This is a genomic window from Streptomyces sp. NPDC039430 (assembly GCF_055639435.1).
On the sequence record NZ_JBVKAK010000002.1, the window covers coordinates 745205 to 758439 of the forward strand.

Here is a 13235-nt window from a genome sequence, read left to right on the forward strand (position 1 = left end):
AGTGGTCCAGGGGGGGGGGTGGGGGAGGGGAGAGATCAAAACACCAAAAGACCCCACGAACCGAGGCGGAGGGGAAGCCCCCCGCCAGGAACCGACCCCCCCCCCCCCCCCCACCGCCGTCCCCCCGGCCCTGTATGACATCGCGCGGTCCCGGCCGGTCCTCCGTTCCGGCCGGGACCGCGCGGTGTCGTGGCGCGGTCAGCCGTTCGCCAGGGCCTGGACTCGGTCCAGGGCGCCGTTGAAACGGTTGTGGTCGCCGACGATGGGGCCCGTCGACGTGTACTGCCAGATCGTCTGGAAGCCCCAGCCCGCCGGCAGCTCGCCGATCGTGGTGTCGTAGCGGGCGATCCAGAGCGGGTTCGTGGAGCCGAAGCCGGTGTAGTTGCCGGTGCACGCCTTCCACCAGCTCGTGGCCGTGTAGATCACGGCGTCGCGGCTGGTGCGGGCCTTGTAGGTGGTCAGGAAGTCGCGGATCCAGGCGATCATCTGGTCCTGGGTCTTGCCGTAGCACTGCGCGCCGTACGGGTTCCACTCGATGTCCAGCACGCCGGGCAGGGTCTTGCCGTCGCGGGACCAGCCGCCGCCGCCGTCCACGAAGTAGTTGGCCTGGTTGGCGCCGCTGGAGTCGTTCGGCGTACCGAAGTGGTACGCGCCGCGGATCATGCCGATGTTGTAGGAGCCGTTGTACTGCTGCGCGAAGGAGGGGTTCTTGTAGTAGTTCCCCTCGGTGGCCTTGGCGTAGGCCCACTTCACGCCGCTGTTCCACAGGGACGCCCAGTCGACGTTCCCCTGATGGCCGGAGACGTCCACGCCTTCCGTCTGGACGACGCGGTCCGCGCGGGGCAGGCCGCCCTGGCCGTCGTGCTCGATGACGCCCATGCCCATGTGGGCCGAGCCGCGTTCGGGGAGGCCGGCCGGTGGGTCGGCCGGGGTGGTGGCGCCCGCCGCACCCGGGAGGGTGAGGAGCAGGGCGAGACTTGCGAGGAGAGCGCCGGCCGCGGTGGCGAACGAACGGCCGGTCGTTCCGGATCTGTGCACGGGCATTGCGTGCCTCCGAAGACCTCGGTGGGGGGATCTCATGACGGGTCTGACACGTCGACATGTAGTGCAATGGACATGCCAGTATTGACGCTACGCACGTAGACCCTTACGACGGAAGAGCGCCACGCGGCTTCCGTTGGTATAAACCTGCGAAATACTGGCGGAGCTGCGGCAACGGCCGTCGGCGAAAGAAACTTTCAGGAGCGGAAAAGCGCGCGATGGGTGCTGACGTGCACGGAAATGGTACGGCGAAAGATCCCGGTCCCGCCGGAAGCAGTGGTGTGGACCACGAATTCCTGGCACTGGAACGGGAACTGGCGGTCTTTCTGCGCCGTGCTCGCGCCAACTCCGGAGAAATGGCGCGCGAGGTCCACCCCGAGCTGGAGCCCGCCGCGTACGGACTGCTCGTACGGCTGGAGGAGAACAGCTGTCAGCGGGCCACCGAACTCGCCGCCTATTTCGGGGTCGGCAAGGCGACGATAAGCCGTCAGCTGCGTGCCCTGGAGGAACTGGGACTGGTGACGCGCGAGCCCGATCCGGCCGACGGGCGCGCCTCGCTGGTCCGGATCACCGACGAGGGCCGCACCCGCTTCCGGCGGGTACGCGACGCGCGCCGCGAGCGGTACGTGCGGAAGCTCGCCGACTGGGACCGCGGCGAGGTCGCCGAACTGGCCCGGCTGCTCCACCAGCTGAACGCCCGCGCCGAGAGCTGACCGGGGAAGGCGGGGGAGGAGAGGCGGACGGGGAGGGGGCGCCGGGCAGGACGGGGAGGGGGCGCCGGGCAGGACGGGGCGTGGGGGCGGGCGAGGGCGCCCGGCCAGGCAGGAGGGGCGGGGTCCCGTGTGCGTGGCCCCCTACAGCTCCACGTACGTCACCGTCGCGTCGTCGCTCGCCTTCCCCCGCCGGAACGCCACCCCGTCCGGGTCCGCCGACTCCGACGCCCTCACCCGGTCGATCAGCTCCTGCGCGCCGTTCTTGCGCACCAGCGCCAGACAGTCCGCCCAGCCGCCCTCCCGGAAGATCTCCACCCAGCGGGCCGCGCCGTCCGTCAGCCCCAGCAGGGCGCGCACCTCGGCCGCCGGCGTACGGCCCGTCACGGCCTTCGCGGCGACCGCCGGGTCCGCCGCCGCCGTGAAGAAGCCGCCCTCCGCGTTGCGCAGCGCGTCCGCCGTGGCCACCGAGCGCAGCGCCTCGCGCGGGACGCGGTCCAGCCGGTCGTCCAGTACCGCGCGTACCTCGCCGTCCGGTGACTCCAGCAGCAGCGTCGAGTCGGAGAGCACCAGATGTTCGACGGTGTCCGAACCCCACCGTGCGAGGACGACGGTCGCCTGAGGTGTACGTACGTGAGAAAGGTCACAGGTTTCGCGATGGGCGTCCGCCGTACGCGCGATGGCCGCCGCGAGGATCTCTGCCAGTGGCATATCCCGTCGTGAACCGGACAGTTCGGCGAGCGCGCCACCCAGTCCGGCGGTGAACCAGGGCACACCGTGTACACATCCGTCGTCCCCGGCCGGGGGTGTCACTCCGTCCAGCACGACCAGCGCGCCCCCCTCGCCCGCGGCGGGCAGGACCACGGAAGTCCAGTCCTCATTGGGCCGTACGGCGGTGCCGGGCCTGGTGGCGAGTTCGATGCGCATGCGCACCAGTGTGCATGACTCTCCCGGTAATCCGCATGAACTCTTCACGCTGTCTGCACGCCGTGCCGATCGGTCCGTTCCGCCAGGTCAACCGCTCTCATTCGGTCAGAATGAGTCCCGTACGAAGCCGGACGAGGGCGGGAGAGGGGCCGGATTGAGGGGACAGGGGAAGCTGCGGGCGCGCATCCTGCCAAAGCGCGCGCGGAAGGTCCACCCGGCGCGCCATGTTCACGAGGGCCCCCGAGTGGGAAGAGTTGTTCGTCAACTCCTTCTTGATGTTCACTCGTTCAGGTGGCGGAGCGGCCGATGCGCGCCTTCCTCCCAAGGGCGCTGGAATGGTCGACAGCCGTGCCAGGGGTGGGGGTTCTCATGGAGTGACCGGTCGTCACCTCTGCTTCATGGGCGGACGAATCAAGAATGCGAGCACCGGTGCAGAAGAAGCGGCCTCGGGACAACGGTGTCGGGCGGGACGAGGCCACCTCGGACACCACCGCCGGGACCAGTCCGACCACTTCGGTCACTTCCTCCACTTCGGCCACGAAGGCTGGAAAGAAGAAGTCCGGAAAGAAGAAGTCCGGAAACTCTCGGGCCGCGAACGCCGGGACCGGTGAAATGACGGCCCGGAACGCCACCGCCCACAGCGCCATGGCACAGAACGCCACGCCCGGGAATTCCATGACCGATGCCGCCAAGGCTCAGGAAGGACGCCGAGTGCGGGTACGCAACCGGCTGGTCGCCGGTGTCGCGGTCCTGGGGGTCACCGTCATCGCGGCAGGCACCCCCGCCGTACTCACCGCCTCCACCGAGCTGAACGACGCCCAGAACCTGGTCGTCCTCGCCGAATTGAACCGGCAGGCCGTGATCCTCAGCCACTCCCTCGCGGACGAGCGCGACGAGGTCATCGTCTATATCGCCGCGGGCCGCGATGAGCAGCCCGGCGGGACCGGCGGCAAGGGCGACAAGGACAAGCACACGATCTCGGACACCCGCAGCGCCCGGGTCGACCGGCAGATCGACGAGATGCGGGCCGCCGCGTCCGTCTCTCCCGGTCTGCTCCGCGACCTCTCCACCGTCCCCTCCATCCGCCGCACCGCCCTCACGGGCGAGGGCTCCGCGCTGGAGGCGTACCGCGCGTACTCCGAGGTCATCGCCAAGCTCCAGGCCCTCGCCGACGAGCTGGCCGAGCGGACGCCGGCCGAGGCCGCCGACGGGACCCGCGCCCCCGCCGCGCTCTCCCGCGCCGTCGAGCAGGCCTCCGCCACCCGCGGACTGCTGCTGGCCGCGCTCGCCGTGCCCGGCCCCACCGACACCGCACCGCAGTACGACCCGGTCACGGGCCTCCCCGTCGAGTCCGGGTCCGGCTCGGACAACGAGAAGAACGACCAGCTCCGCGACGATCTCAGCACCGGCGCGCAGAAGGCGCACGTGCGCGAACTCGGCGCGCTCGCCGACTTCGACCAGAGCGCGGACACCCAGGCGCGCGAGTCCCTCACCGGCACCGTCACCGGGCCCGAGATCAAGACCGCCGAGGGGTATCTGACCCGGCTCACCGACCGGCCCGAACTCTCCGACTCCGACCGCGAGGCCGATCAGGAGAAGGTCGAATCCGCGCTCACCGCCAGGATCGACCAGATGCGCGGCGTGGAGTCGGGCCTCGGCACCAGCCAGGTGGAGCGGCTAGAAAAGCTCCGCGACGACGCCGTCACCGGCCTCGAACTGCGGATCGCGCTGCTCGGCGGCTGTTTCCTGATCGCCGTCGGGGTCTCCACCGCCGTCGCCCGTACGCTCACCCGCCCGCTCGCGGTCGTACGGATCGGAGCGGCCCGCCTGTCGGCGGCGCCGGAGACCGAGGAGCCGGTCAGGTTCACCGGCCGCAACGACGAGTTCGCGCAGGTCGTACGGTCCCTCAACAGCCTGCACAGCAAGCTCCTCGACCTCTCCACCCGCGCCGGGGAGCTGGACAGGGAGCGGCTCGGCCTGATCGGCGCGCGCGAGAAGATCGTCGCCCAGCGCGCCGAACTCCAGGAGCGTACGACCGAACTCGCCGCGCAGCTCCAGCGGTTGCGCCACACCGTGCACCACACCTTCGTCAACCTCTCGCTGCGCACTCTCGGACTCGTGGAACGCCAGCTCGGTGTGATCGAGGGCCTGGAGGAGCGCGAGCAGGACCCCGAGCAGCTCGCGACCCTCTTCAAGCTGGACCACATGGCCACCGTCATGCGCCGGCACAGCGAGAATCTGCTCGTGCTCGCCGGCCACGAGCACGGCCACGGCTCGACCGGGCCCGTACCGCTCGTGGACGTACTGCGCGCGGCCGTCAGCGAGATCGAACGGTACGAGCGGGTCACCATCCAGTCCCTGCCGCCGCACGCGCAGGTGGCCGGCTTCGCGGCGGACGATCTCAGCCATCTCGTCGCCGAGCTGCTGGAGAACGCCACCTCCTTCTCACCGCCCGAGGCCGAGGTCCAGCTCTCCGGCTGGCTGCTGGAGACCGGCGAGGTGATGCTCTCCGTTCAGGACCAGGGCATCGGCATGTCCGCTGACCGGCTCGGCGCGCTCAACGCGCGGCTCGCCGACCCGGACGTCCGCGAGGGGGGCGACGGCGCTCCGCGCGAGCCGTACCTGAGCGAGCCGGAGGGCGAGGGGCTCGGTCTGCGCGTCGCCGGACTGCTCGCCGCGCGCCACGGCGTACGGATCGAGCTGCGCGAGCACCAGCAGGGCGGTGTGGCCGCGGTCGTCGTACTGCCGCAGGCGCTGCTGCCCGCGTCCCCGTCGGGCGCCTCGCCGCAGCACCGGGCGGGAGCCGGGGCCTCGGCCCCCGCGCTCCACCTGCCGGGCTCGACGGCGGAGGCCAACTCCAATACGCTCCGCGGTCGTTCGGAGCTGCGGGGGCCGACGGCGGATGCCGGGACTCCCGCGGACGCCGGGAGTCCCGCAGGCGCCGGGAAGCCCGCGGAGCCCGCCGGCCCCGCGGAACACGCTGGAGCCCCGGAACACGCTGGACCCGCCGGTCCCGCTGGTCCCGTCGAAACCGCGGTCCCGGAAGTCGACCCGATGGTGCTGGCCGCCGAGGCGGCGATCCGCAGGGCCGAGGCCGAAGAGGCCCGTGGGCCGAGCACGCCGGAGCGCGAACGTACGACCGACGCGGGCGCCTACACCGGCGCTGACACCGGCACCGGCATCGAGACCGAGACCGACACGGGCGCGGGCGCCGTCGCCGCGTACGGGGCGACCACCCCGGACACGGCCGTCGGCCCGTACGCCATCGGCCCCGACGCGCACGAGCGTGTCCATGACGGCGAGCCGCCGACCACCGGCCCCGACCAGGACACGTTCACGATGCGGCTGCCCCGGCAGCCGCGCTCCGCCGAGGCGGAGCCGGACGCGCCGGACGACGCGGACGGACCGGAGAGCATCACCGACAAGGGGCTGCCCAAGCGCACCCCCAAGATCGTCAGACCTGCCGCCGCGCCCACCGCGCGTACCGGCAGTGTGGACGCGGAAGCCCTGCGCCGCAGGCTCGGCGGCTTCCATCGGGGGGCGAAGGAAGGCCGGCGCGATGTCGAGGCCGAACTGACGGAGCAGTCGGAGCAGTGGGAGCCGTCGGAGGAGTCTGACCGGGCCGAGCACGCGGAGCCCAGAGCCGCCGCGGCACGGACCGAGGAACATACCGGACAGTCGGGGGAGACAGTCGAGGAGGCACGCAGTTGACTGCGACCGGCACATTCGGACTGAGCAGCGAAGCACGTAACCTGCACTGGCTGTTGAGCAACCTCGTCGAGGAGGTGCCAGGGGTGCACTCGGTCGCCGTCGTCTCGTCCGACGGACTCCTGTTGCTCTCCTCCGACCCGGGGCTGAACACCGAGGCGGCCACTCCCGTGCGCAGGAAGGGCCCCCGCGGCTCCAGCGCCGATCTGGCCACCATCGTCTCGGGCATCGGCAGCCTCACCATCGGAGCGGCGAAGCTGATGGACGGCGGCGGGGTCAAGCAGACCATGGTCGCCATGGAGGAGGGCAGCGTCTTCGTCATGGCGATCAGCGACGGCTCGCTGCTCGGGGTGCACGCCACCCCCGACTGCGACATGAGCGTGGTGGCCTACCACATGGCGCTCTTCGTCGGGCGCGCCGGACACGTACTGACGCCCGAACTCCGCGACGAGTTGCGCAAGTCGATGGAGAGCACTAAGTGACGCCGTCCGCCGAACCGGCCCGGGGGCTGCCGGTGCGCGGCTCCGACCGCAGGCCCGCCCGGGTCCGTCCGTACTCGCTCACCGGCGGACGTACCCGGTTCGGCCATGTCCTGCTGGTCGAGACCTTCGTCGCCGCGCTCGAAGCGGCCGACGACCGCAGGGAACTGACGGACGGTGCGGGCGTGTCGCGCGTCATGCCCGAGATGCTCGCCATCGTCGAGCTGTGCCGGCGCATGCGTACCGTCGCCGAGGTGTCGGCGCTGCTCAAGATACCGCTGGGGGTGGTGAGGGTGCTGCTGAGCGACCTCGCCGACCAGGGAAAGATCCGTGTGTACGGGACCGGGCACGACACCGGCCAGCCCGACCACGCACTGCTGGAAAGGGTGTTGAGTGGACTCCGCCGCCTCTGACGTCATCGCCGCGTTCGGCGTCGCCGGTACGGCCCCTTCGAGTTCGGCCCGTTCGGGTTCGGCCGGTTCGGGTCCGGCCGGTGCGCCGCCGGTCGCCGTCGAACCCGAACGTGAAGAGGATCTCCAGCCCTGGCAGCTGGACCGGACGCGCGCGCCGATCGCCACCAAGATCGTGGTGGCCGGCGGCTTCGGTGTCGGCAAGACGACGTTCGTCGGATCGGTCTCGGAGATCCCGCCGCTCCAGACCGAGGCGCTGATGACCCAGGCCAGCGCCGAGCTGGACGATCTCAGCGCGACGCCCGACAAGGTCACCACGACCGTGGCGATGGACTACGGGCGCATCACCCTCGACGACGACCTCGTCCTGTACCTCTTCGGCACCCCGGGCCAGAAGCGCTTCTGGTTCATGTGGGACGACCTGGTGCGCGGTGCGATCGGCGCCGTCGTCCTGGCCGACACCCGACGGCTGCCCGACTGCTTCCCGGCGCTCGACTACTTCGAGAGCTGCGGACTGCCGTATGTCGTGGCCGTCAACCACTTCGAGGGAACACCGGCGTTCGAGCCGGCGGATGTGCGTGACGCCTTGACGATTCCGCCGAGCGTGCCTGTACTGATCATGGACGCACGCAAACGGAACACGGCCGTCGAGTCGCTGCTCGCGCTGGTGCGGCATGCGCTCGAAGCCTCCCCGGAGTAGCAGCCTCTCCGGAGCAGCCGAGTAGCCTGAGCCGACGTCAGCGTACGCCGCACACCAGACGCCACACGTAGCAGCACGTACGCAAACGGAGAACCCGCCATGCGGAAGATACTCATCGTCGGAGCAGGCCAGTCCGGGCTCCAGCTCGCCCTCGGGCTCCAGTCGCAGGGGTACGAGATCACCCTGATGTCCAACCGCACGGCGGACGAGATCCGGTCCGGCCGGGTCATGTCCACGCAGTGCATGTTCCATACCGCGCTTCAGCACGAGCGCGATCTCAAGCTGGGCTTCTGGGAGTCCCAGGCGCCGCGGATCGAGGGCCTGGGCGTCTCGGTCGCCGCGCCCGACTCCTCCCGGGCCGTGGACTGGGTCGGCACGCTGGACGGCTACGCCCAGTCCGTCGACCAGCGGGTCAAGATGGCCGGCTGGATGGAGACCTTCGCCCAGCGCGGCGGCCAGCTGGTGATCCATGGTGCGGCAGTCTCCGACCTGGACTTCTTCGCCCGTACGTACGACCTGGTGCTGGTTTCGGCGGGCAAGGGCGAACTCGTCTCGATGTTCGGCCGCGACGCCGCACGCTCCCCGTACGACGCGCCGCAGCGCGCGCTCGCCGTCTCCTACGTCCACGGTCTGGGCCCGCGTCCCGAGCACCCGGAGTACGACGCGGTCCGCTGCAATCTGGTGCCCGGTGTCGGCGAGCTGTTCGTGATGCCCACCCTCACCACCTCAGGACGCGCGGACATCCTGTTCTGGGAGGGCATACCCGGCGGCCCGCTCGATGCCTTCCAGGGCATCAAGGATCCCGCCGAGCATCTCTCGCTGACGCTGAAGCTGATGGAACGCTTCACGCCCTGGGAGTACGCGCGCGCCACGAAGGCCGAGCTGACGGACGCCAACGGGACGCTGTCCGGGCGGTACGCGCCGACCGTACGCAAGCCGATAGGGCGGCTGCCGAGCGGCGGTCTCGTGCTCGGTGTCGCCGATGTCGTCGTCGCGAACGACCCGATCACGGGACAGGGCTCCAACTCGGCCTCCAAGTGCGCCGCTTCGTATCTGGACTCGATAGTGAGCCATGGCGACCGGCCGTTCGACGAGGCGTGGATGCGGTCGGCGTTCGACCGGTACTGGGACACCGCGCGGCATGTCACCAAGTGGACGAACGCGATGCTGGGCGTGCCGCCGGAGCATGTCCTCAACCTGATCGGCGCGGCGGGGCAGCTGCCGCGGGTCGCCGACCGGTTCGCGAACGGCTTCAACGACCCGGCGGACTTCGAGAACTTCTTCTACGAGCCGGAGAAGACGAACGCGTTCCTGGCGGAGGCGGAGGCGGAGGCGGCGGAGGCGGCGGAGGCCGCGGGCACGGCCTGACGCCGCCGGGTCGCGGCCGGCTGACGCTGAGCTGTGGCCGCCTGACGCCGCTGGTCCGTGGCCGTCCGATGCCGGGCCGTGGGCGCTTGACCTCCGGCCCGCCGTCCGACGCCGGGCCGTGGACGCCTGACGCCCGGCCCGCCGTCCGACTCGCTCGTTCAGACCTCCGGTGCGGCCTCCTCGCCGTAACCGGAGTCCGAGCCGTCCAGTGCGCCCGGGGGCAGGGCCGGTGGCTCGTACACCCCTGGGGCCAGCGCCCCGGCCTCCGGGTCCGGACGTACCGCGCCCAGCAGGGGGTTCGCCGCGATGGGGGAGACCTTGACGTTGGTCCCGGGGCGCGGCGCCTGGATCACCATTCCGTCGCCCAGATAGATCGCCACATGCGTGGCCCCCGGGAAGTAGACCACCAGATCGCCGGGGCGCAGCTCGCGCAGCGAGACCTTGGGGAGTTCGCTCCACTGCTCCTGGCTGGTGCGGGGGATGGTGAGGCCGGCGCGCGCCCAGGCCTGCGAGGTCAGCCCGGAACAGTCGAACGAGTCGGGCCCTTCGGCGCCCCATTCGTACGGTTTGCCGATCTGCTCGACGGCGTACCCCAGGGCCGCCTGGCCCGCACGGGAGGGCGCCTTACGGACCGGGGTGCCGGCCGGACCGCCCGCTCCTTGCGGACCGCCCGCGCCCGGGGACGTGCCGTCGCCGAGGGCGCCGGAGGCGAGCAGTTCGCGCTGGGCCTTGTCCGTACCGGCCCGTTCCAGATCGTTCAGTGCCGTGATCTGGGCGCGGCTGAGAGAGGCGAGCAGCTTCTCGACCTCCTGGAGCCGGGATCTGACCATGTCGCGCTGTCGCTTCTGCTTCGTGGCGAGGGCCTGTTGCCTGTCGAGGGCCTCGCGGGACGCCTGGGCGAGGGCCTGGGCGCGCTGCTCGCCGCCCGTCAGCCGGTTCAGCGTCTCGGCCCTGCCACGCGCCGCGCGCGCCAGCAGATACGTCTCGTCCAGGGCGCTCTGCGGATCGCGGGCGAGCAGCAGCCGCAGATAGCCGGAGAGCCCGGACTGCCCCTGGTACTGCTCGCGGGCCAGCCGTCCGGCGTTGACGCGGCTGAGGGCCAGCGCGGAGCGGGCCCGCGTGAGTTCGGAGTCCACCCGCTTGGTCTCGGCGCGCTGCCGGGTCAGCTCGGCGGCGGTGGCGTTGTACGCCTCGGTGGCCTTCTCGGCCTCGCGGTAGAGCTGCTGGAGCCGGGTGAGCATCTCCGCGACGGTACGGGGCGGGGCGTCGTCGGTGACGCCGTCGACGCCGTCGGGTCCTCCTGGTGCGGCGGAAGCCGATGGGGAGGGGACGGCCGACGGAACGCCCGACGTGACGGCTGGGGGGAGCGCCGACGGAACGGGTACGGGAGACGGCGACGCCGACGCGATCGGCACCGCCGCGAAGACCGTCGCGGCGGCCAGCGCCGCCGTGCAGACGGATTGCGACACTCTGCCTGACACGTCATCACCTCCGGTTGCGGGACGGGCAGTCCAGCACTAGGGGATGATGAGGTGATATGGCTTGTGAAGAGCGCATTAATAGGCGGAGTGGCGCAACAGGATCATTCGTGTGAGGGACGGTCGCCCTGGGGACGGTCGCCCTGGTCCGTACCGTCGGCGGGCTTCGACCAGGGCCACTTCAGCGTGTGTCGCTCACGGCCCTCGGCCACGTACTCGTACTTCCAGCCGCGCTGGATCCCGAGCCGCTTGGTGTACCCGGCCGGGGCGCGACGGTAGGCGAACACGGTGGGCGGCCCGCCGTCCGCGTCCGGCACCGGGACCTCGTACCACTTGGGCGGCTGCCCGGTCGGTCCGGTCAGTACGGGCAGTACGCGCCCGTCCAGCGGCCCGCCGACAAAGGGAGTGTCTTCGCTTCTCACACCCTCAGTCTCAGCCACGGGCCACCGTCTCACCTACGCGAGGTGCGCCCTGCGCGAGGCGCGCTCCTATGTGAGCTGCGCCGCCGCGTTGACCAGCGGCAGCACCCGGCGGGCCAGCGCTCCCACGGGGCCGTCCGGGTGTTCGTACGCCACGAGTGCGCCGATGGCGTTCGCGGTGTCCTCGTCGGTGGCGGCCGTGACCACCAGCAGCGCGATCAGATGGTCGACCAGCCAGTCGCGCAGCTCGTCGGCGGGCGGGCGCTTCTCCTCGTCCAGCCATATGAGGGAGGCGGATTCGACGGCCGCGATCCAGGTGCGCACCAGCATCCGCAGTCGCGCGCCGGGCGCCGTCGTGCCGTCGGTGCCGTCTGTGCTGCTGACGGCGCTGACGGCGCTGACGGTGTTGTCGGTCCCGAGGTGCAGCAGGATCTGTTCGGCCGCGGCCCGCCGTACCTCGTCGACGATCGCGGTGGTCCGGGACGTCTCGCAGACGCTGCCGCCCCGGAGCAGCGCGCTGAACCCGGTGTCGTGCTGGTCGACGAACGCGAGATAGCGGTCCAGGACGCGCCCCAGCCGTTCGGTCGGCGGCCCCACCGGGGGCTCGGTGAAGCACAGTTCCAGTTCGTCGGCGGCGGAGCGCAGCGCTTCCTCGTACAACTGCTGCTTTCCGCCGCTGAAGTAGCGGTAGACGAGCGGCCGGGACACCCCGGCCGCCGCGGCGACGTCGTCGAGCGAGACCTCCTCGGGCGCCCGGTGCGCGAACAGGCCGAGGGCCGCGTCGAGCAGTTGCGTACGGCGCTCCTCGACGCTGAGCCTTCGGTACGCGGGCGTTGCGGGCGCGGTCATGTCCGCAGCGTAACCGCCGGGCGGCCGGGCGGCCGGGCGGGACGGGGAACGGGGCAGCGGGGGGAGTAGGGCTGTGGCAGGCGTGGCAGGGGCGGCGGAGAGGGGCAGCGGAGAGGGTGGGAGGGCGGCGGTCAGGCGAGCAGGCCCGAGGACTTCCAGAGCCTGCGCCCCGGCCCGCGCAGCACACCGATGTCGTCCAGGAAGTCGGTGAGCCGCCTGGCGCCCGACTGCATCACCTCGCGGCGGTGGCCGCTCTCCCGCACCTGCGCGACGGCCTGCCGGCGGTCGAGGCCGACGTTCTCGTACACCTGCGGATTGATGAAGCACACCGAGAAGACCCGGGCGGCCTGACCGCAGCTGAGCCGGGTGAACTCCCGCTCCCAGCGCGGCGCGGTCACCATCTGGCGGCGCAGCTCCTCGCGGGCGTACCGGACATGGCGCGCCTCCTCGATGACATGGATACGGGTCACCCCGCGCACGAGGGGCTGGATCCGCTCGTCCGGGAAGGTCAGCCGCTGCATCCAGTCGAGGATCTCCTCGCCGAGGAGAGTGGCGGCGAAGGAACCGGGGGTGGTGGAGACGGTCTTCAGGATGCGCGCGAGATTGTGGTAGTAGCGCGGCACGGGATACCCCGGGCTCCCGCCCTTGCCGATCAGCCGCGCGAACATCATCGAGTGCCGGCACTCGTCCGCGATCTCGGTGAGGGCGTAGCGGACGTGGTTGCTGGTCACGGGCTTGTCGTAGATGTGACGGACCAGCAGCTGCATCAGGATGATCTCGAACCAGATACCGAGCGAGGCGAGCGACGCGGCCTCGTGCCTGGCCAGCTCCATCCGCTGCTCCTCGGACATCGTCCGCCAGAGCGGGGTGTCGTAGAGCGAGACCAGCTCCGGCGGCCAGAACCACTTGCCGTCCTCGACCGGTGCGTCCCAGTCGAGTTCCTTGTCGGGGTCGAAGGAGTGCTTGGCGGAGGATTCGAGCAGCCGCTCGGCGACCTGTTCGCGGTCCCGGAGCGGGCCGAGTGCGTCGCGGAGCAGCTGTACGTCGCGTTCGGTCACTGTCGTCATGGCTGAGCGCACCTCATGGCTGGAGTACGGGCTGTGTGACGCGCCGGGCACCGGGTCGGGGCGCCATGTCGGTTTGCCG

The 13235-nt window shown here is 71.1% G+C and carries 13 protein-coding genes; 6 read left to right on the top strand and 7 right to left on the bottom strand.

Annotation, left to right across the window (positions count from 1 at the left end; all coding sequences use genetic code 11):
* Positions 1–198 precede the first annotated feature (198 nt).
* Entirely contained in the window at positions 199–1044 is an 846-nt protein-coding gene (locus ACZ7LS_RS08375; protein ID WP_382665026.1) for a lysozyme, read from the bottom strand.
* Positions 1045–1259: 215 nt separating this feature from the next.
* On the opposite strand from ACZ7LS_RS08375, the gene ACZ7LS_RS08380 reads away from it, so the two are divergent.
* The gene (locus ACZ7LS_RS08380) at positions 1260–1754 is read left to right on the top strand and encodes a MarR family winged helix-turn-helix transcriptional regulator (protein ID WP_385133346.1); all 495 of its coding nucleotides are present in this window, start codon (positions 1260–1262) and stop codon (positions 1752–1754) included.
* Positions 1755–1895: 141 nt separating this feature from the next.
* On the opposite strand, the gene ACZ7LS_RS08385 is transcribed toward ACZ7LS_RS08380, so the two are convergent.
* Entirely contained in the window at positions 1896–2678 is a 783-nt protein-coding gene (locus tag ACZ7LS_RS08385; RefSeq protein WP_382517871.1) for a protein phosphatase 2C domain-containing protein, read from the bottom strand.
* Between the two features lie 287 nt (positions 2679–2965).
* Entirely contained in the window at positions 2966–3355 is a 390-nt protein-coding gene (locus tag ACZ7LS_RS08390) for a hypothetical protein (RefSeq protein WP_382517961.1), read from the bottom strand.
* On the opposite strand from ACZ7LS_RS08390, the gene ACZ7LS_RS08395 reads away from it, so the two are divergent.
* The 5 genes from ACZ7LS_RS08395 (at position 3354) to ACZ7LS_RS08415 (ending at position 9343) form a co-directional block, all read left to right on the top strand.
* Complete coding sequence (locus ACZ7LS_RS08395) at positions 3354–6389, top strand: sensor histidine kinase (RefSeq protein ID WP_471064050.1); 3036 nt, start codon at positions 3354–3356, stop codon at positions 6387–6389. The genes ACZ7LS_RS08390 and ACZ7LS_RS08395 overlap by 2 nt on opposite strands.
* Positions 6386–6868 carry a roadblock/LC7 domain-containing protein gene (locus ACZ7LS_RS08400; RefSeq protein ID WP_382517866.1) on the top strand — a complete coding sequence of 161 codons (483 nt, stop codon included), beginning with the start codon at positions 6386–6388 and terminating at the stop codon, positions 6866–6868. Before ACZ7LS_RS08395 ends, ACZ7LS_RS08400 begins: the two co-directional genes overlap by 4 nt.
* Positions 6865–7278 (top strand): DUF742 domain-containing protein, encoded by a 414-nt coding sequence (locus tag ACZ7LS_RS08405; RefSeq protein ID WP_385133339.1) that lies wholly within the window; start codon positions 6865–6867, stop codon positions 7276–7278. Before ACZ7LS_RS08400 ends, ACZ7LS_RS08405 begins: the two co-directional genes overlap by 4 nt.
* Entirely contained in the window at positions 7259–7975 is a 717-nt protein-coding gene (locus ACZ7LS_RS08410) for a GTP-binding protein (protein ID WP_382517860.1), read from the top strand. The genes ACZ7LS_RS08405 and ACZ7LS_RS08410 overlap by 20 nt, the downstream gene beginning before the upstream one ends.
* A gap of 99 nt (positions 7976–8074) precedes the next feature.
* On the top strand, positions 8075–9343 hold the full coding sequence (locus ACZ7LS_RS08415; protein ID WP_385133336.1) for a styrene monooxygenase/indole monooxygenase family protein: 1269 nt from the start codon (positions 8075–8077) through the stop codon (positions 9341–9343).
* Between the two features lie 158 nt (positions 9344–9501).
* Here ACZ7LS_RS08415 and ACZ7LS_RS08420 read toward each other — a convergent pair whose 3' ends face one another.
* From ACZ7LS_RS08420 to ACZ7LS_RS08435, 4 genes are all read right to left on the bottom strand, one after another.
* Positions 9502–10824, bottom strand: coding sequence for a C40 family peptidase (locus ACZ7LS_RS08420; protein ID WP_385133333.1), 1323 nt, complete (start codon positions 10822–10824; stop codon positions 9502–9504).
* A 101-nt stretch (positions 10825–10925) separates the two neighbouring features.
* Entirely contained in the window at positions 10926–11243 is a 318-nt protein-coding gene (locus ACZ7LS_RS08425; protein WP_382517851.1) for a hypothetical protein, read from the bottom strand.
* Between the two features lie 66 nt (positions 11244–11309).
* A complete protein-coding gene (locus tag ACZ7LS_RS08430) occupies positions 11310–12089 on the bottom strand; it encodes a TetR/AcrR family transcriptional regulator (protein ID WP_382872034.1) in 780 nt (259 codons plus the stop codon).
* Positions 12090–12220: 131 nt separating this feature from the next.
* Entirely contained in the window at positions 12221–13156 is a 936-nt protein-coding gene (locus tag ACZ7LS_RS08435; RefSeq protein WP_382517847.1) for an AurF N-oxygenase family protein, read from the bottom strand.
* Positions 13157–13235 lie beyond the last annotated feature (79 nt).

Coding starts and splice junctions, on each gene's coding strand:
- ACZ7LS_RS08430 (WP_382872034.1), bottom strand. CDS start 12,089: ATGACCGCGCCCGCAACGCCCGCGTACCGAAGGCTCAGCGTCGAGGAG.
- ACZ7LS_RS08435 (WP_382517847.1), bottom strand. CDS start 13,156: ATGACGACAGTGACCGAACGCGACGTACAGCTGCTCCGCGACGCACTC.
- ACZ7LS_RS08395 (WP_471064050.1), top strand. CDS start 3,354: ATGACCGATGCCGCCAAGGCTCAGGAAGGACGCCGAGTGCGGGTACGC.
- ACZ7LS_RS08415 (WP_385133336.1), top strand. CDS start 8,075: ATGCGGAAGATACTCATCGTCGGAGCAGGCCAGTCCGGGCTCCAGCTC.
- ACZ7LS_RS08385 (WP_382517871.1), bottom strand. CDS start 2,678: ATGCGCATCGAACTCGCCACCAGGCCCGGCACCGCCGTACGGCCCAAT.
- ACZ7LS_RS08390 (WP_382517961.1), bottom strand. CDS start 3,355: ATGGAATTCCCGGGCGTGGCGTTCTGTGCCATGGCGCTGTGGGCGGTG.
- ACZ7LS_RS08375 (WP_382665026.1), bottom strand. CDS start 1,044: ATGCCCGTGCACAGATCCGGAACGACCGGCCGTTCGTTCGCCACCGCG.
- ACZ7LS_RS08380 (WP_385133346.1), top strand. CDS start 1,260: ATGGGTGCTGACGTGCACGGAAATGGTACGGCGAAAGATCCCGGTCCC.